The following is a 19,705-nucleotide window of genomic DNA, read 5'->3' as shown; positions in this document are numbered from 1 at the left end:
GAGCTGTGACAGTTTAGAGTCCCAGTGCTCGTGCCAAGACCGGCCACGAATCGTGGAAGTCGTCGTTCCAGTAGCCCCACGAATGGGTTCCGCTGTTGCGGAAGCTGTAGGTCGCCGGAATATCCAGTTCGGTCAAGCGATCTGCGAGGCGGTGGGTGCAGTAGTTGGTGACCGCCTCGATCGAGCCACCCGCGTAGACCTGGCGGAATAGCGTCGCTACGCTGCCGTCGATGTTGGGGCCATCGAGGGTTTCGTACCTGCCGGGGAGCCCGTTGCCGGTGGAGATGAACAGCTCTGTGTCCCGGAGTTTTTCGGCGTTCACGTACGGATCGTTCGCCGCCCATTCCGGATCGTTTGCGGGACCGTACATGTTGGATGGATCGCCCTGGCCGTACTGGTCCATGGAGAGAGTCACGATCGCGTAGCCGAGTGGGTCGCTGATGTTGGCGCAACCACTGTAGAGCGCGACGCCCTTGTAGAGCCCCGGCTTTGCGATTGCCAGCTGCAGCGCGGCCGTGCCCACACGCGACATGCCGGCGACCGCGTTGATCCCGTTGGTGCCCAACGCCTCGTCGACAATCGGGGGAAGCTCCTCCGTCATGAACGTGCGCCACTTGTTCACCCCGAGATTTGGGTCGGGATTCTTCCAGTCCGTCCAGTAGGCGTTCTCGCCGCCGATGGGGGAGACCACGTTGACGTTCTCGTCGGCGAGGAACTCCTCGACGTCGGTCTTCTCGCTGCGGGTGGCGCCGTCGAGGAAGTAGAGCGTGGGACGGGCGACGCTGGTGTCCGCGGGCCGCTGCACGTGCACCGGGACCACTCGCTGCATCGACGCCGAGTAGACCTCGAGGACGAGGTGTCGGTCGTCGATGTCGGTCACCGATTCGAGTCTCGAACCGTCAGCGGAGGTCGAGGAGGCCACGTCGGTTCCCGTATCTCCGACGGGATCCGCGACCGCCGCGGAGTGGCCGGCGAGTGCGACGCCGACGGTGAGCAGCGAGGACAGTGCGGCCGCACGGACCTTGGGTGACCGGGTTCGTCGATTCATTTCTCGTCCATCATTCTCAGAGGTGGGCATTGCGGCCGGTTGCTGCTCGTGCGTCGATCTGCGAGATCATCGCCTTCTCGTACGCCGCGCACACACCGTCCCAGGTGTAGTGGCTCGCCTGACGTTCGCGACTGCGTTGACCGAGGTCCGACTGCAGTGTGGGATCCGACAGGACCGCCGCGAGTTCCGTTGCGATGGCGTCGCCGTCGGGCCGTACGAATCGGGCGGAGTCGGCGAGAACCTCCCGGTTGAACACCGTGTCGCGCGCCACGATGGGTGCGCCGCACGCCATCGCCTGCACCAGGGCCGGGTTGGTGCCGCCCACGCTGTGTCCGTGGAAGTAGACGCCGGCGTGCTGCCACAAGGCGAACAGCTTGTCGTCGTCGCTGACGTGCCCGAGCCAGTGGATGCGGTCCGAGGATCGCGACAGCCGATCGGCCTCGGCGTCGAGTTCGTCGCCGTACCCTGACGATCCGACGATCACGACATCCCAATCCCGACTGAGTTTCTCTGCCGCAGCGAAGAATTCGCGCACCGAGTTTTCGGGAACGAAGCGGGCCACCATGAGGGCGTACGACCGTGACGGCAGTCCGTCCACGGGAGCCAGCTGCGGGGGAACGGCGCCGCCGTACGGGATGAAGATTCCGTCCCGCTTCCAATCACGCTGCCAGCGGCGGGCGATCTCGTGCGAGTCGTAGATCAGACAGTCGGCGAACCGGGCGGTGAGATGAGCACCGCCCTTGAACACCGTCTTTGCCGAGGTGCTCCATTTGTCGCGTTCCCATTCGATGCCGTCGACGTTGAGGACGGTGGGAATCCCGCGCGCCTTGAGCAGCGGCAGCCAATAACCGTTGGCTACGTTCATGATCAGTGCGACGTCCGGGCGGTGCCGCGCGGCATGGGCGGCCGAGGTCAACCCGTAGGACAGCGTGCTCAGTGCCTTGGACTCGACGCCGGCGGTCGTGACCGTCTTGACGCGCCGATCGCGCCCCGGATCGTCGACCACGGTGGTGCCGTTGCGTCCGTAGACGGTCACGTCCCATCCGCGATCCACGAGATAGGGGGAGAGCTTGCGCACGAGGGTCTCGAAACCGCCGTAGTAGCTGGGATAGCCACGCGTGCCGAGGATTACGACCGAACGTCCCTCTTCGGTCATCAAATGGTCACGCATTGCACACCGGAACGTCGACGGTCACGGTCGGGGTGTCGACCAGCGGTTGGATCGGCGTCTGCGCGACGCCGGGTGCGCTCGGCTCGGTCATTTCGAACACGACCTCCACGGTCTCGCCCCGGGGGACGGCTGTGCGGATATGGAAAACCGGATGCCCCACTTCGGTTCCGCGGAGCGGGAACGCCGAATTGCCGTCGACGGTGACCTTGTCGAGCCGGGCACCCTGTGTGGCGACGAGGCTGACCATCGGGAGGTTGGATCCCATGGGGACCTTCTCGGTTCGGGTCTCCATGATCCCGGCGACGTAGCGCGGATAGCCGACCACTTCCTCGGGCGCGTCGTTGTGGAGGCGGACCGTGACGGTCGACTTGCGGGTGTCACCCGTGCAGGTCTCCGCCCGGTACTCGATCTCGCGGCGCAGGTAGTAGTCCATCTTGTTGCCGGCGTGGTTGTTGATCACGACTTCGGCATAGGGCGCCGGGGTGTCCGCAACCGTGTGGCCGATGGCGCTGTCGGCGAGAACCTCCTGCTCCTCGGGACGATCGCTCCACACCGCGATGCGGTTTTCGCTCACCGCCCTCGACAACGCGTCCATCAGCGCCTTGGGCGACTCGATGGATCCGGTCATCTTCGCGACCACCGCGGCGGCGATGTCCTGGAGGTACTGCTTGCGGCCGTTGTTGTCGTCGGCGAAGCGCAGGTAGTTGGAAGAGAGCGTGACGTCGACGATGTTGCCGGCGTCGATCACATCCCCGTTCGGCAGCGTGACGGGCCCGATCGCTTCGAGGACGTAGCTCAACGCGATCGGATCGGTGGCGATTGCACCGTCGACGCGTTGACCGGACTGTTGCTCCCACAGGGATTGCCAGATCCGGCCGGTGTACGGGAAGTGGGAGCTGAAGTTGCTGTTGCGGATGTCGGTGGTGACGGAGTCGGAGAACGCGTACGTGGCCGCGAAATCGGGCCCGAGATCCACCGGTTCGAACCTCTCCCAGTAGGGGACGTCGTTGTTCGATGCGAGGGTGTCGATCCCGACGACGCCGTTCTCTGCCTTGACGACGCCGAAGCCGCCGACCAGGCCGCCGGTACCACGTGCCTCGGCGGGCGTCTGGAACGCCATGAAGTAGTTGCGGGGTCCGTCGGCGCCGAGCATCGCGGGCAGAACCTGGGCGACGTCGGCACCTTCGTCGAGCGCATCGGCGAGCCGGGCGGTCAGATCCCGAACCTGGACCCGGGCGTTGTCGACCGGGGACAAGCCGGCCTCGGGGATGCGTGCCGCCTGCTCGGCGATCGGGCGCGTCGCGATCGCCGCATCGGCGAGGATCGGCTCCGCGTCGCGCAGCAGGGCGACGTCGATGCGACCGCCGGGGGCAACCAGCGTGTCGAGGGAGAATGCGCTGCCGGCCTCGACGGTCGGTTTTGCGACATTTGCGGTGAGTCCCTGGGTCACCTTTGCTATCTGGTGCACGGTCTCGAATGGCGCGCCGACGCGAGGGAGGAGGCGGAGGACTCGCCAGGGAACCGATTCGGAGGAGTCGACTGCGCTCGCTGCCGACGACTCTGCGGCGGCCACGGAGTCGCCGGCGGCACTCATGTCTCCGCCGAGTGCGGCGTCGACGGCGGATTCGGCGCTGGCCTTCGCGTCCTGCAGGCCGTCGTACACCCTCCAAGTGGAGAAGCCGAACCACAGAATCACTGCAGCCCCGACAACACCACCGGCCACGAGCAGTGGGCGTCGCAGGTTCCTCCCCTCCCGGAGGGCGCCTGCGCCGGTCGGCTCAGTGCTGGGCCGATCATCCATGAAATGCAACTCCTAGGCTTCCGTCTCCGCCGATCGGTAACCGGATGTCGAACACATACGACCGCTCCCCGAGTGCAGTCATGTATACGAAAGGTAACGATTCTTTCCCCGCTAGGATAAGTCTTTGTACGTACGCAGTGGCGTACGGGGATCACCGAGTGTCGAAAAGGGGTCGGGCGTGCCGAAGTCGGGCGACGGCGAATCAACATCATTGTCGCCGTTTCCGCTGGCACACTCACAGCGGGGACTCTTCGTTGCTCAGCAGATTTCTCCCGATGTTCCGTACACAATTGCCCAGTACGTGGACGTTCGCGGCCCTCTGAAATTCGATGTGCTCGTCGATGCGGCGGACCGGGCGTCCCGTGAGTTGCTGTCGCCCGGGCTGCTGATCCTCGACCGGGACGGCGAGCCCTACCAGGTCGTGGATCCGACCATCGAGGACGCGCTTCGGTATCGGGACTTCCGGGAAGACAACGATCCGGTAAAGGCGGCCCGGAACTACATGGTCGAGCGGTATAGCCGACCGATCGATCTGTACCGGGATCGGCTGATCGCCACCGAGCTGCTCCACATCGCCGAAGACCGTTACTTCTGGCTGAGCGTGGCCCATCACCTCGTGCTCGACGGCCACGGCGCGATGACGCTGATGAATCGGGTGGCCGAGCTGTACACGCACGCGATACAGGGCACCGAGGCGCCGCCGTCGAAAGCCGTGGACCTGCGGAAACTGTACGCAATGGAGGACGCGTACCGGACCAGTGCCCGATTCGAGGACGATCGGGCCTACTGGGCGGAGCGAGTCGCGGACCTGCCCCGGCCGGCGCGCCTGACCGACCGATCCGGTCCCCCGCGCATGCCGTCCCGCCTCGTGCGGCACGAGATGAGTCCGGATCTGTTGGGGTATGTGGATGCGGCAGCGGCGGACTGGGGCACCACCGCGGTACCCATCGTCATTGCTGCGTTCGCGGCGTTCCTCGCCCGCATGACCGGACAGAGCGACATCGTGCTGGGCCTGCCCGTCGCGGTTCGCACCACAGCCGCCGCGAAGCGGTCCGGGGGAACTCTCGCCAACGTGGTGCCGCTACGAATGCGCGTCGAACCCACCGCCACCCCGCAGAACCTCGTCCGGACGATCCAGGCCGAGATCACCGGGGCATTGCGGCACCAGCGGTACCGATACGAAGACATGTACCGCGAAATGTCCGGACTCACCGCCGGCAGCGCCGGTTTCGGACCCCTCGTCAATATCATGCTCTTCCACCGGGAAATTGTGCTCGGCGAAGTGACCGGCGAATACAACGTCCTCAGCACCGGGCCGGTCGAAGATTTGTCCGTTTCGATCTACCCCGGAATTCATCCGAACAGACTACGAATCGACTTCGAAGCAAATCCCACGCGTTACGAACCGGACGAACTGGAACGCCACCACGAACGTTTCCTGCGATATTTGGAGACATTCGTCACTGCCGGGCCGACCGTCGCGATCGGCGACTACCAAATTCTCACCACAGCGGAGCGCGCCGTGGTCTCCCGGATCGCCACACCGGCAGCCGGCGTCGAACAAACCCTGATCGACGTGCTGGGCGACTACTGCACCGACGACCGCACCAACCGACTGCACACCGTCGATAGGTACGACCTCGAGGAACGTTCCCGGCAGATCGCCGCGAACCTCGTCGAGCGCGGGTTCGGTGCGGAAGATCGGGTCGCGGTGGTCCTGCCGCCCTCGAACGAGCGGGTCGCGGCGACGTGGGGTGTGATCCGCAGCGGCGCCACTCTCGTCCCGATCGACCCGGAACTTCCCGAACCGGTTCGTGCCCTCTTCTTCGCGGACGCCGGCGTGGTCGCCGCGATCGCCTCCGATCCGCTCCTCGTCCCGGCCGGAGTGCTCCGGATCGACGTGGACGAAACCCGCGCTGCCGACACGCCGCCGGACCCGGAGCGTCGGCATGCGATCCGCCTCGACCACGCGGCCTGCGTCGGCTACGTATCCACCCCGTTCGGACCGCCGGCGAGCCTGACCATGACCCAGCTCGGCGCCTCCAACCTGCTCCGGACCCTCGCGATCGCGAACAGCCCCGACGACGAGGGCGCGCGGCAGCGCATCCGACCCGGCCTGGCACTGATCGACGAGATTCTCGGTCGCCTCGATCCGTCCGACGCGGTGGAGGGGTCCGGTCTGCCGGACAGTCGCGTCTCGGCGATCCTGCTGGACGGGCGACTGAGGCCGGTACCGCCCGACTCGATGGGCGAGATCTATCTGGTGGCCTCGGCGTGGACCCGGGGATTCGAAGGCCGGCCCGGCTGGACGGCAACGACATTCGTTGCGAATCCCGTGGGTCCTCCCGGAAGCCGGATGTACCGCCAGGGCAGATTCGGCTACTGGGATCACGAACATCGGCTCCGCCCGGTCGAGTCCGGGGACACGTCATCAGCGGCCTCGGCGGAACGCCGACGCGCTCTCGACGGTATCGAAACCCCAGCGCCGCTGCAGGTTGAGCGCACTTCCGCCTCCGGCTCGGCCCGGACATTCGGCACGGCCACAGCCCACGTACCGGTGGAGATTCATCGCGCGCTGGTCGTGCTGGCTCGGCGGGAGCGAGCCTCGACGTTCGTTCTCGTACACGCAGCGCTCTCGGTGCTGTTGTCGCGACTCGGGCAGGACGACGACGTCGTGATCGGCGCACCGATCGAATCTCGAACCGGTAGCAACGTGATCCCGCTCAGGACCGTGGTCGACCCGGGGTACAGGTTCGGTGAGCTGGTGCGGGTGGCAAAGGATTTCGATGCTCAGGCGTTCCGAGCCGTGGATGTTCCCTACGCCGAGCTCGCGGATCTCCTGGGCGGACGGCACCCACAGGTCGGGTTGATCTCGGGCATCGGTGACGAGTCCGTGGCGGCGGACCTCGACCTGATCGTCGCGTTCCGTGAACTGTCGACCGGCGCCGACGTGGCGGGCATCGATATCGAAATACGTTTCGTTCGAGACCTTTTCGGTGAATCTCTTGCGGAGTCGATCGCCCGCCAGTTGGAGGGCATTCTCGAATCCGTTGCTGCGGACCCGGCCATCGAGGTCCGGGACATTCCGCTGGAATCCGGAGGTCCGCTCGAGGGGGAAGCTCCCGGCGCACCCAGGACGTTGGCTCGGATCCTTTCCGATACGGCGGCGCGCCATCCGGAACTCCCGGCAGTGGCCGATACCCACACGACCTTGACCTATCGGGAACTGGACGAGCGATCGAACCGATTGGCGCAGGAACTCGTTGAGGCCGGTGTCGCCCGCGGGAACGTGGTCGCGCTGATGATGCCACGCTCGGCCGGGCTCGTGACGGCCATCTGGGCGGTCGCGAAGACCGGCGCCGCCTACCTGCTGCTGGATCCGAACCAGCCGCACCACCGCATCGACGAGGAAATGCGCGGAGCGGGTGTGGATGTCGCGATCTGTGAGAAGGAACCTGCCGACGGTGTGGGCTCGTGGGTCGATTGGGTCGAAGTGGACTCGCTCACCGGTTCCGCGGAGCCTGTGAATGCACCGGTGTCGATCGACGACGCGGCCTACGTCATCTACACGTCGGGTTCCACCGGGCTGCCCAAGGGGGTCGTCGTCACCCACCGGGGGCTGGGGCCACTCGCATCCTGGGCAGTGAGTGCCTATCGCGTGACGCCGAATTCCCGTGTGCTGCAGGGCTACAACCCGGCATTCGATGCGGCGCAACTGGAAATGCTGCTTGCATTCGCCTCGGGCGCCTGCCTCGTCGTGGCGCCGCACGACGTGTTCGCCGGCGAGGACCTGCAGCAGTTCCTCATCGACCAGCGGGTGACGCATTTCCTGTCCACCCCCGCGGTTCTGGCGTCCCTCGATCCCGCCCGATCCGGCGGGCTGCGTGTCGTCGCGGTGGGAGGTGAAGCCCTGCCGCCCGAACTCGCAACGCAGTGGTCGTCGCATCCCCAGGTGCCCGACCGTTCGATGATCAACGCGTACGGACCAACGGAGTCGACCATCGTGGCGACGGCCGAGGAGGTCGGCGAGCAGGTCACGATCGGCAGCCCGATTCCCGGCACGACCGCCCTCGTTCTCGACAACCGCCTGCGGTCCGTGCCGCTCGGCGGGATCGGTGAGCTGTACCTCGCCGGGGAGGGCCTGGCCCGCGGTTACCTGGGTGCGCAGCGTCTCACCGCGGAACGGTTCGTCGCGAACCCGGTCGCGCCCGGGCGCATGTATCGGACGGGTGACCTGGTGTACCGCCGACCGGACGGACGCCTGGACTTCATCGCGCGAATCGACCATCAGGTCAAGCTGCGGGGTTTGCGTATCGAACTGGGCGAGATCGACGCTGCCGTCCGGGCCGTCGCCGACGTCGCCGATGTCGTGACGACGACGCGCCGGACTGCCTCGGGTACAGAGGTCCTCGTTTCGTATCTGGTTCCCCGAACCTCGGTCGACGTGGACGCGGTTCGTCGACGACTGGGCGAGATCCTGCCCGCGTACATGGTGCCGACCTTCCTCGTCGCACTCGACGCACTGCCGTTGACCCCGTCGGGCAAGCTCGACCGACGGGCCCTCCCGGTTCCGGCGACGCCGTCCCCCGCGGAATACCGGCCGCCGGCCACCCACATCGAACACGTTGTGGCACGAGCGTTCGAGGACGTCCTGGGGCGTGAGCGGATCGGACTCGACGACGACTTCTTCGTGTCCGGCGGCCATTCGCTCCTTGCGATCCGCGCGGTCGCGCAGATCCAGAACGAACTCGGGAGACCGGTCCCGGTCCAGTGGCTGCTGACCGAGACCACGACCGGGGCGTTGGCGCGCAGGCTGGAACACGACGTCGCAATCGTCGGCGATCCGTTCTCGACGGTGCTGCCGCTACGCGCCGGCGGTTCCGGTGCTCCGCTGTTCTGCATCCATCCGATCACCGGCCTGGCCTGGCCCTACTCGGGCCTGTCGAAGCATGTGGACACCCCCCTCTACGGTGTGCAGAGCCCGGGCGTCGTCGACGACGGGTTCTGCCCGGCCTCGCTGGACGAACTCGCACACCGCTACGTCACCGAAATCCGGCGGGTCTACCCGTCCGGCCCGTACCGGTTGCTGGGATGGTCTCTCGGCGGCGTGGTGGCGCACGCCATGGCGGTGCAGTTGCAGGCAATGGGGGAGAAGGTCGAGATGCTTGCGATGCTGGACAGCTTCGTACCGCCCGTCGCCTCGCAGGCCGGCAGTCGTGAAGTGTCGACGAGCGAGATCCTCGCGGGTCTCGGCCTCGATTCCGCTGTGTCGGCAGCGAACGACCCGTGGGATCCGGACGTGATCGTTGCGCGGTTGCAGTCGTTGACCGGGCTGCCCCGCGCCCACGTCGCGAACGTGGTCGGGAAGCTGACAGCCGACGCCGAGCGGAACGTCCGGTTGATGGAGAACTATCGGCCACAGCAGTTCGACGGGGACATCGTGTACTTCACCGCCGCTGCCGATCATGAGGTCGCCGGGCCCGGAGCAGTTGGATGGAACGAGGCAGCCAGCGGAACCGTGATCGATCACCCGGTACCTGCGGCGCACTGGGACATGACCGCACCCGACGCGCTCGTCGTGATCGGCCCGGTCCTGCGTGAGCTCCTCGACTAGTCTGCCGCTCGAAACGCAGCGTGCCCCTCACCGATTTTCGGTGAGGGGCACGCTGCGTCGTGTTGCCTACTTGCGTCGGCCGGGGGCCTTGGCGCCGGACCTGAAGCCCAACGCACCGGGCTTCGCGGCCGGCGGTGCCGGTGCCTCGGAGTTCGCTGCGGCAACATCCGCAGCGGGCGCCGACGCCTGCGTCTCCACCGGTGTCTCCGCTTCGGTAGTGGGTTCTTCCGCTGCGGGTGCAGCGGCGGGTGCCGGGGCCGCAGCGGCCGGAGCCGCAGCCTTCTTGGCGCCCGGCGTCTTGAATCCACTCTTCAACTGGAGCCCGCCCGGCTTGGCCTTCGGCGGTTCCGTCACGGTGGCTGCCGCGACGGCCGGAGCCTCAGCAGCCGGAGCCTCAGCAGCCGCAGCCTCGGATGCGGGAGCTTCGGCAGCCGGTGCCGGAGCAGCCGCAGCGGCAGGTGCCGATGCCTTCTTGGCGCCCGGAGCCTTGAACCCGCTCTTCATCTGAAGTCCGCCCGGCTTCGCCTTCGGCGGTTCCGTTGCGGCGGGTGCGGCTGCGGCCGGAGCCTCGGCGGCGGGAGCTTCGGCAGCCGGTGCCGGAGCGGCCGGAGCCGCGGCCTTCTTGGCGCCCGGAGCCTTCAGGCCGCCCTTCATGGCCAGTCCGCCGGGCTTGGCCTTCGGTGCGGCCGGGGTCGCCGGAGCCTCGGCGGCCGGTGCTTCCGCCGCCGGTGCGGCAGCGGCCGGAGGCGCAGCCTTCTTGGCGCCCGGAGCCTTCAGGCCACCCTTCATGGCCAGCCCGCCCGGCTTGGCAGCAGGTGCTGCCGGAGCCGCAGGTGCCTCGGCCGCCGGAGCAGCAGGGGCCTCGGTCTTCGCGCCGGGAGCCTTGAGGCCGCCCTTCATCTGCAGACCACCGGGCTTGCCACCCGGGGCCTTCAGACCGCCCTTCATCTGCAGGCCGCCACCCTTCGGGGCTGCGGCAGCTGCCGGAGCAGCAGCAACTGCGGCTTCCTCGACCTCGGCGACACGTTCGGCCTCGAGTTCCTCGGCCTCGACCTCGGCGGTGACCGGGGTGTGCGGCTTCTCGGCCTGCACGACCTTGATGTTCGCGCTGAGCTGGCCTGCCTCGAGCCGCGAGATCGACGACAGCATCAGCTGCGCGACATCGACGACCTCGACACCTTCACCCTGGCCCTGTTCCTGGCGGGCGGTGACACCGTCGGTGAGCATCACTCGGCAGAACGGGCAACCCGTCGCGATCTTCGACGGCGCGGTCGTCAGTGCCTCGTCGACGCGGTCGATGTTGATGCGCTTACCGATGCGCTCTTCCATCCACATGCGGGCACCACCGGCACCACAGCACATGGAACGTTCGCCGTGACGCGGCATCTCGCGCAGCGTCGCACCGGAGGCTTCCATCAGCTCACGCGGCGCGTTGTACACCTTGTTGTGGCGACCCAGGAAGCACGGATCGTGGTAGGTGACGTCCTCGCCCAGACGCGCGACCGGCACCAGCTTCTTCTGCCGCACCAGGCGGTTGAGCAGCTGGGTGTGGTGGACGACCTCGTAGTGGCCGCCGACCTCCGGGTACTCGTTGTTCAGCGCGTTGAAGCAGTGCGCGCAGGTCACGACGATCTTGCGCTTGGACTTCTCGGTGCCCTCGAACACCGAGTCGATCACCGCGATGTTCTGCTGTGCCAGCTGCTGGAACAGGAACTCGTTGCCCGCGCGGCGAGCCGAGTCACCGGTGCAGGTCTCCTCGGCGCCGAGCACCATGAACTTGGTGCCCGCGGTGGCGAGGAGTTCGGCGACGGCCTTGGTGGTCTTCTTCGCCCGGTCCTCGTAGGCACCGGCGCAACCGACCCAGAACAGGTACTCGTAGCCGTCGAAGCTGTCCGCGTCCTGACCGAAGACCGGGATCTCGAAGTCCATCTCGGAGATCCAGTTCAGGCGGTCCTTGGAGTTCTGGCCCCACGGATTGCCCTTGTTCTCGAGGTTCTTGAACAGACCCGCGAGCTCGGACGGGAAGTCCGACTCGATGAGCACCTGGTAGCGACGCATGTCGACGATGTGGTCGACGTGCTCGATGTCGACCGGGCACTGCTCGACACATGCACCGCAGTTCGTGCACGACCACAGCGTTTCGGTGTCGATGACCGGCGCCAACTCGCCCGCTTCGACGAGTTCGGCGGTTTCACCGACGAGCTTGCGGTCGGCTTCGGCGCGGGCGGCCTCGGGGATCTTCGCGAGCGCGGCCTCGTTGACGTTGCCTTCGGCGTCGACCAGGCCGACCTCGTCGCCGCCGAGGTCCTTGCGGCCACCGGCCAGCAGGTAGGGGGCCTTGGCGTAGCCGTGGTCGCGCAGCGACATCACCAGCAGCTTCGGAGACAGCGGCTTACCGGTGTTCCAGGCGGGGCACTGGGACTGGCAGCGACCGCACTCGGTGCAGGTCGTGAAGTCCAGCCAGCCCTTCCAGGAGAAGTCCTCGATCCGGCCGGCACCGAAGGTGTCCTTGTCCGGGTCGGCGTCTTCCATGTCGACGGGCTTGCCGCCGGACATCATCGGCTTGACCGCGCCGAGCGCGACGTCGCCGTCGTCCTCACGCTTGAAGTAGATGTTGAAGAACGCAGCGAACCGGTGCCAGGCCACACCCCACGTGATGTTGCGGCCGACGATGTAGAGCCAGATCATGCCGGACATCAGCTTGACGAACGCGAAGATCGACACCATCACGGCGCTCGCCGGCAGCAGCTTGGCGAGGTTCATCGTGAAGAAGTCGGTGCTCGCGTGGCCGCCGCCGTAGGTGGCGATCTTGCCGGCTTTCACGAAGATCATGCCGAGGCCCTCGATGAGGACGACGGTCTCGACGAAGTACGCAGCCTTGAAGTCCGAGCCGCCGAAACGCGACAACCGGCCCGGCTGACGCGGGTGGTTCAGCTGGCGGATGATGATCAGCGTGAGGATGCCGATCACCGTGCCGAGGCCGAGGATCTCGTCGATGAAGTGGTAGACGGAAGTGCCACCGATGATCGGCCAGTGGAACTCGGGGTTGAACGTCTGTCCGTATGCCTCGAACCAGACGATGGCGCCGAGCAGGAAGCCCACCATCACGAGCCAGTGGGCCCAGCCGACCGTACGGAACTTGTTCATTCGCGTGTGTGCGAGGAACTCGACGATCATCTGCTTGAAGCGCGGGAAGAACGGACGCCACCGATCCGGGGCCGGCTGGCCGATCCGGACGGTGTTGACCATCTTCAGGGCCCCGCCGATGAACGAGTACCAACACACGAGGCTCAGCAGCACGCCGATCGTGCCCAACGTGATCGTCAGGGCATTCATACGTGGCCTTTCGTGTCGGGGGCGGCTCCGGGCCGCCTGGTATCAGCCCCAGCATCGTAGCGCGTCACAAGTTACTCGCCGGTAACTGCTGGCAATCTTGTTACTGGCGGGTAACTTGTGACGAAGTGCTGATGGTTCTATGCCACAAGGTAGAGGTCGGACCGTTTACCCCAACTGCTCAGGATGACCTAAGTCCCTACCGGGTCTCGAATCGGCGACCGTCACACGGCTTTTCGCTCACATGTGTGGCACCACCCGGTAACGAAGTTGGGTGTGATTTCGGATATGATCTGCAACAGCCTGCACGCTGGGGTTTCTCGCTATGGGGAGTGAAACTTTGCGGTGCAAAGCTGATCCATCCAGGGGGGCGTCCGTCGGGGGCGTGCGCCACATGTCACAGAACGGGAACAAATGAAGCTCAGGAAGCTTGCAGCGGTGGCCACCATGACCATCGCGGCGATGGGGATCACTGCGGGCGCGTCGTACGCGGCGCCCGTCGAGGCTGCGCAGGACGAAATCAACTACGAGTCGAAGATCGACGGCCAGTCGGTCGTGACCGTCATCGACGCGGGCGCCTTCAAGGTCTCGGGTGACGGCGAGAGCGTCGAGCTCCAGGACGCCGACGGCAACGCCGTCGTCAGCCTGCCGCTCGCCATCCAGCTCGGCGACCTCCAGCTGCCGCTCGAGCGGGAGATCAGCGAGGACGGCAAGACCCTCACGCTGACCCCGGTCACCGACCTGTCGAAGGCCACCCCGGTCGCACCGGAGGACAAGGTCGCTCGCGGCCTGACGCCGGTCAGCCTCAAGCTGCAGGACGTCGCGTCGGTCGACGAGAACATGAAGGCCCAGAGCAACTTCTCCCAGCAGCTGGGTATCGCCACTGCAGTGGGCGGTTTGTCGGGAACCGTGATCGGCTGTGTCATCGGCGGTCTGGTCGGTACCCCGGTCGGGATTCTTCCGGGCTTCCTTGCCGGCTGCGCTGCCGGCGCCGGTGTCGGTGGCGTCATCGGCACGATCGTCGCCGGTGGTCCGACCCTGGTCGTCGCCGGAATCGGCCTGATCCAGACCCTCGTCGCTCCTCCGGGAACCACGCCTTACGCGTGATTTCGTCGTGAAACTGGTTCGGCCCGGCACCCCTCGGTGCCGGGCCGAACCCGTTTTCCGGATGGATTCCGTCAGCCGACGGAGCCGGAGTAAATGAAGATCTGGATCAGGTACTCGAGGATATCGACGATTACGCCCAGCACTGGTGGTACCTCAATTTCGTTGGTGACGGAAAGTACGGATCGTAACTATTCCGGCGGCGCGAAGGTGGCAGGCGTCTCGCTCGGCGTGTATCGCCCGCCCGGTCGCGGCCGGCGGACCCCGGTATCCTGATCCCCGGTTCGCAAGGGGGAATCGCCCAACACAGGGCTGTCGGATTCGAACCGAAGAATGCAAAGGAACAAGAACTTGAAGTTTGGGAAGACGACTGTCGCCACCGCGGCACTTGCCGCTGCACTCACGATGACGGCCTGCGGCTCGGACGAGAGCGACGACAAGGGGGCGGCAACCTCGACGACCACCACCGCCGCTACCACCACCACCGAGGCTGCCGCGTATCCGCCGGTCCCGACGGCCGCTGAGCTCAATGCGTCCCTGGCGATGGCCTTCGACGAGACGGTGCCGCTCGAGCAGAAGATTCCGCTCGTTCAGGGCGCCGAGCAGGACCCGGAGCTCATCAACCAGGTGGCTGCCGCAGCGAAGGCGAACGACGCGGTCATCACCGTCGTCGACGTGGTCGACGGCGGCGACGGCACCGCAACCGCCGGTATCGACATGATCATCGGAGGCAACCCGAACCCGGGCACCGTCGTCTTCGTCGCCGAGGACGGCGTGTGGAAGCTGTCCAAGGACAACGCCTGCGGTTTCGTCTCCCTCGCGCAGCTGACCTCGCCGGTCTGCGCCTGAGCGCTCCCGCTCGGTACCCGAGAACCGAAAAGACCGCCTCCCATCCAGGAGGCGGCCTTTTCGATGTGTGGACCTGTTACCAGGTACGGACCTTCAGACCCGGGTTCTCGGCGAGGATCGCGGAGATCGGGGTGGCGTACAGCTCGGGGCTCTCGCCCAGGATGCCGCTGACGACGCCGGCGATCTCGCACATCTGGTACTGGCCGACGTTCGACGCGCTGGAGATACCCAAGGCGAGGGTGCCGGTCACCAGGGTGCCGCCGCTGTCGCCCTGCAGGGCGCACAGGTTGGTGGAGAAACCACCGTCGAGCACACGGTGGCCGATCTCGACGGACTGGTTCGCGGCCGTCACGACACCGCAGCTGTACCCGGTGCGGACACCGGACTTGCACACGGGCGCGCCGACGACCGGCTCGGCGGTGCCGGTGACGGCGAGCGGCGCTGCGAACGGGACGCGCACGCCGTTGTTCTCGAAGCGGCCGCGAGCCTCGGAGGTCGGGCGGATCAGCGCGTAGTCGCGGTGGTCGAGGCTGGTCTTCTCGAACGTGCCGACCTTCTGGCCGAGTCCGTCACCGATGACCTGGAAGACCTCGGAGGCGTACTGCGTGCCGGCCTGGGCACGGTTCGGGTCGCAGTGACCGGCGGTGATGTTCACCGGCTGATTGGAACCGTCGACACCGTTGAACCCGAGCGAGCAGCGCAGGCCGGTGCCGGCGCCGAACGCCGCGTAGGCGTCGCCACCGAACAGCGCATCGGCCGAGGCCAGCCCGGCGATCGGCTCGAGCTTCAGCAGCTCCGGTTCCAGGGTGGCCGGGGCGAGCAGCACACGCGCGCTCTGGAGGGCGTCGGGGAGCTGCAGGCCGGCGACATCGGAGGCGCGCACCACGACGTCGTTGTGCACGAGGTCGATCGCGATGCCGCGCACGAGATCGGCGACCGCGGGCGGCTGGGTGTCGAGCCAGTCGTTCAGTTGCTTCGACAGGCCTTCCAGCTCGTTTTCGCTGCGCTCGACCGGCTGAACGGTGAATCCTTCGTCCTCGGCGGCGTCGCGCGCGGCGTCGTGCTCGTCGCCGTCGGCCAGGCCGACCGTCGGGGTGCCCTGCTCGTCGAGCCAGACACCGGCGAACACGTCCGCGAACTTCTCACGGGCGGTCGCCGCGAACTGCGCGAGCTCCTGACTGCGGTCGGCATCGGCGATGAATCGCTCGGGGCTGATGCCGAGGTCGCGCGCAAGCGCGTCGACCAGCTCGATGGGCAGGTCGGCGGGCTTGTCGGCCGGTTCGGCCTGCGCCGAGGCGATGGTGGGGCCGAGCAGCAACATTGCTGCCGAACCGATCACCGCTGCCCGACGTGCGAAGGAGCGTCGCATGAATGCCTTCCTCATAGGTCCTGCTCGTGTGCAGGTTCGGCGACTACAGGGATCTTGCTGTCTACACGGTCTGGTCTGGCTGTTATGCAAAGCCGCCGTCCCGAACGCGGGGCGGCGGTCGATGCGTCAGATCATATGGGGTGAAGCGGGGTGGATGGCGGCGGGTCAGGCAGGTGCGATAGCGGTTCGAACCCGCGTGCCCGTCGCGTTCTCGATGTCGCGAATCGGGATGCCCAGGCTGGACGTGCCGCCGTTCGGGGCGAGCACCAGGTTCGCCTCCACGCAGTCCGGGGCGCCGGCGCTGTTCGAACCGCTGATGACGCCGAGCGCGAGGGTGCCGGTGACGATCGCGCCGCCGCTGTCCCCGGACAGCGTGCACACCGTGGTCGCGAAGCCGCGGATCGTGGTGCTGTCACCGTCGGGGTAGACCAGCTGGGTCTCGATGCGGTCGGCGGAGACGATTCCGCACGTGAAGTACGACGACTGGCCGGACTTGCACACCGGGGCGCCGACGACCGGAACCGCGGTGCCGGTGACCGTCAGCGTCGAGCCGTTGCCGCCGCGCACCACCGGCCGGTTCAGCCCGGCGTCGACACCGGCCTCGTTGAAGCCGATGATCCCGTAGTCGAGGGGGCTGTCGGTGCCGACCGATGAACGGGTGAACGCCCCGATGCGGGTGCTCTCGTCGATGTTCTCGCGGTTCGGCAGGTACACCGTGGAGCCACCCTGCGCGCGGGCTACCGCGTCGCAGTGGCCTGCGGTGACGTTCACCGCGTCACCGTTGGAGTCGACCGCGTTGAACCCGAACGAGCAGATGCCGATGCGATCGAGCGGCGTGGAACGCACGTCGCCGTCCGCGGTGATGTAGGTGTCACCACCGAGCGGCGCCGGATCGTTCGGCGGCAGGCCCGGCGTCAGCTGCACCTGCACGTTCGCGATGAGCGACGGGAGATTCAGTGCACGGCCGATCGGGGTGTTCACGACGTCGACGACGAGCTGGTTGTTGAGCACGTCGATCGAGGTGGACTGCACGACACCGGCCACATCGCGCGGCAGTGCCGCGACCCAGCGGTTCAGTTCGGCGAGCGCCGACTCGAGACCGTCGGCGGACACCGGCGCGACCGTCGCGGTGTAACCGTCGCTCTCGGCCTTGCGGGCCGCATCGGAGTTCGTGACCGCGACGACCGGCTCGCCGTTGCGGTTGATCCACGCGCCCGCGAAGTCCGCGGGACGCTCGGACCGGAAACCACGGGCGTACTCGCCGAGTTCCTGCGCCCGAGCCGACCGCTCGAGGTACTCCTCGGGAGACATCTGCAGATCGCGCTGGACCGCCTCGACCAACTCGGCCGGAAGCTCGTCCGCGGGGTCCGCCTGAGCGGTCGCAGTGAACGGACCGACCAGCAGCAGCGCCGACGCGGCAGCGACAGCCAGCCGGCGAGCAGTGGTACGTGCAGCGGCGCGCGACGCCGGCGAGAGACGCATGAAAGCCCTTCGTTGTGATCGATGTGCGGTTACGACGATCGGAAACAGCCTACGGGAGCGGTTCGGCTAGGAATCGTTCCCGGGGGGAGTTGAGGAAGAACCCGGACCCGTGCTCGGCGATCCCCCTGGCTCGCTCTGGGTACTGGTCGGAGTCGGGGTCTGCCTCGTCGTTGTTCGTGTCGGGGTGTCCCGGTCCCGGCTCCGCGTGGGTTTCTCCTCGGTGGTCTGCCAACCCGGGGCCGGTCTGGTGGTCGTGGTCTGCGGCACCGTGGTGGTGGTGACCGCTTCCGCCTGACGTGAAGTCGTGGTCTCCGCCGGTTCCGCCGTGGCCGTCGAGTCGTCGACCGAGGCCACCACGGGTGCGGGCGGCAGCGTGGTAGTCGTGGTCTCCGCTTCGGACGTCGTCGTCGGCGCACTCGTGGTGGTCGACGTGGCGCTGGTCTTCGCCGGCGTGGGGCGCGGCGATTGCAGTTCCGGAATGGTCGCGGTCACACGCTGGTCGGCCACCGACGTACCGGTCTCCGCGGCCGAACCACGTTGCGTCAGCACGAGCACGCCCACCACGGCCAGCAGCACGACCGCCGCGGCGCAGATGGCCAGCAGGATCGGCGAGGGACGCCGCTCGGGCGAGTCCTCGTCCGGTGCGATCGTCGCCACGTCGCCCGCCCGGGCCGTCGACGCGGTGGCTCGATCGGGCTTCGGAGGTTGCGCGGTCGGCATCGCGCGGTGCGGCTCGCGGGGCGCGACCTTCGGGATCACCGTGGTGGCGTCGGGATCGACGAGTCGCGGAGCGGACCCGTTGCCCTGCGGAGTCTGCTTGCGCGGCAGACTCGTGCGGGTCGTCGGGATGATCTGTGTCGAACCGAGGTACTCGACGGAACCGGCCGCGGCCGCGAGCGCGGCGCCGCGCACCATCGTCTGGTGCGGATCCGGCGCGAGCGCGCACCTCGTCCCCAGCCCGGCCTTGACGGACTGCGCGACGAGCTGCGCTGCGGCGGTGTCCACGTTCTCATCGGTGGTGACGACGACGGCATCGAGGTTCGCCATCTGCCATCCGAAGCCTGCCAGTGCCGTCGACAGCTGCTTCGTGACGGGCGGTGCGTCGGCGATCCCGAACCGGACGGGCTTGCCCGCGGCGATACCGGCACGGACCAGCGTGACCGTCGAACCGAGGTCGTCGATGTGATAGACCGCGACGAGACGGCCGGTCTGACGCGACACCTGGGATTCGAACCAGGCCGCGGCGGCCTCGGCGTCGGACACGAGCGACACGTGCCGCAGGCCGACGTAGTCGAGGGCGTTGCGGAGCACCGCGACGGTCGAGGGCGCCCAGTCCGTCGGATGGGTCGCGACGACGGTGTACTCGCGGTCGCCGATCAGCGGCGCGGCGTCGGCCAGCAGGCATTCCATCGCGGTCGCCACCAGGTCCTCGGCGCGGGACAGTGATCCGTCCGCGGCGCGGATGCCGGCCTGGTTGCCGACGTGTTCCAGGAAGTTGGTGAAGGAACTGGCACCCTGATCGAGAACCGGGTCGATCTCGCCGAGGGTCGCGGTACCGTCCTGGTGCAGGTGCACTGCACTTCGACGTTCGATCGGTGCGGGACCCGGCTGACCGGGGACGGCGGAGGTCACGGCAACCGATGCAACGGTGGTGCCCACGCGCAGGCCGACGCCTACGGACATGCCGAAGTTCCCCCCTTCTTCTCACTGCTACTACTCGTACTAATGCGACCGTCGCCCCCGTGCCCCATCGCACGGAGCATGGAGATCAGCTCCGAGCGGGAACCGGCACCGAGTCGGCGCCGGATCCTGGCCACATGATGTTCGACGGTCTTGCCGGAAATGTACAGCCGTGCACCGACCTCGCGATAGGTCAGGCCGGAAACCACGAGGTCGGCGACCTGTGCTTCGCGTTCGGACAACGGTCCGGTCGT

General features: G+C 67.2%; 11 protein-coding genes. 3 read left to right on the top strand and 8 right to left on the bottom strand.

From position 1 onward, the window contains the following. Positions 1-13: 13 nt before the first annotated feature. The 3 genes from ACN675_RS11845 to ACN675_RS11835 are packed head-to-tail and all read right to left on the bottom strand — an operon-like array spanning position 14 to position 3,882. A complete protein-coding gene (locus ACN675_RS11845) occupies positions 14-1,048 on the bottom strand; it encodes an alpha/beta hydrolase (RefSeq protein WP_420751053.1) in 1,035 nt (344 codons plus the stop codon). Positions 1,049-1,064: 16 nt separating this feature from the next. Further along, complete coding sequence (locus ACN675_RS11840) at positions 1,065-2,219, bottom strand: glycosyltransferase (protein ID WP_420751052.1); 1,155 nt, start codon at positions 2,217-2,219, stop codon at positions 1,065-1,067. Next, entirely contained in the window at positions 2,212-3,882 is a 1,671-nt protein-coding gene (locus ACN675_RS11835; RefSeq protein WP_420751051.1) for a DUF4012 domain-containing protein, read from the bottom strand. The genes ACN675_RS11840 and ACN675_RS11835 overlap by 8 nt, the downstream gene beginning before the upstream one ends. A 316-nt stretch (positions 3,883-4,198) precedes the next feature. Here ACN675_RS11835 and ACN675_RS11830 point away from each other — a divergent pair, with 316 nt between their 5' ends. After that, entirely contained in the window at positions 4,199-9,634 is a 5,436-nt protein-coding gene (locus ACN675_RS11830) for an amino acid adenylation domain-containing protein (RefSeq protein WP_420751050.1), read from the top strand. A gap of 66 nt (positions 9,635-9,700) precedes the next feature. Here ACN675_RS11830 and ACN675_RS11825 read toward each other — a convergent pair whose 3' ends face one another. Then, on the bottom strand, positions 9,701-12,970 hold the full coding sequence (locus ACN675_RS11825; protein WP_420751049.1) for a (Fe-S)-binding protein: 3,270 nt from the start codon (positions 12,968-12,970) through the stop codon (positions 9,701-9,703). Positions 12,971-13,381: 411 nt separating this feature from the next. Here ACN675_RS11825 and ACN675_RS11820 point away from each other — a divergent pair, with 411 nt between their 5' ends. After that, positions 13,382-14,074, top strand: coding sequence for an ammonium transporter (locus ACN675_RS11820; protein WP_420751048.1), 693 nt, complete (start codon positions 13,382-13,384; stop codon positions 14,072-14,074). 348 nt (positions 14,075-14,422) lie between these two features. After that, positions 14,423-14,920, top strand: a complete 498-nt coding sequence (locus ACN675_RS11815; RefSeq protein ID WP_420751047.1) for a hypothetical protein — start codon at positions 14,423-14,425, stop codon at positions 14,918-14,920. A gap of 76 nt (positions 14,921-14,996) precedes the next feature. Here the strand turns inward: ACN675_RS11815 and ACN675_RS11810 are convergent, their stop codons facing one another. The 4 genes from ACN675_RS11810 to ACN675_RS11795 form a co-directional block, all read right to left on the bottom strand. Continuing rightward, entirely contained in the window at positions 14,997-16,289 is a 1,293-nt protein-coding gene (locus ACN675_RS11810) for a S1 family peptidase (RefSeq protein ID WP_420751046.1), read from the bottom strand. A 165-nt stretch (positions 16,290-16,454) separates the two neighbouring features. Beyond that, positions 16,455-17,771, bottom strand: a complete 1,317-nt coding sequence (locus ACN675_RS11805; RefSeq protein WP_420751045.1) for a S1 family peptidase — start codon at positions 17,769-17,771, stop codon at positions 16,455-16,457. Between the two features lie 66 nt (positions 17,772-17,837). After that, on the bottom strand, positions 17,838-19,454 hold the full coding sequence (locus ACN675_RS11800; protein WP_420751044.1) for a hypothetical protein: 1,617 nt from the start codon (positions 19,452-19,454) through the stop codon (positions 17,838-17,840). Next, positions 19,445-19,705: response regulator transcription factor (locus ACN675_RS11795; RefSeq protein WP_420751043.1), on the bottom strand; the 261-nt coding region annotated here is incomplete at its 5' end. The genes ACN675_RS11800 and ACN675_RS11795, both read right to left, overlap by 10 nt.

This window comes from Rhodococcus sp. O3 (genome assembly GCF_048897285.1).
Classification (GTDB): Bacteria; Actinomycetota; Actinomycetes; order Mycobacteriales; family Mycobacteriaceae; genus Rhodococcus.
The sequence above is the reverse complement of the archived record's forward strand: the minus strand, read 5'-3'. Positions and strand labels throughout refer to the sequence as shown.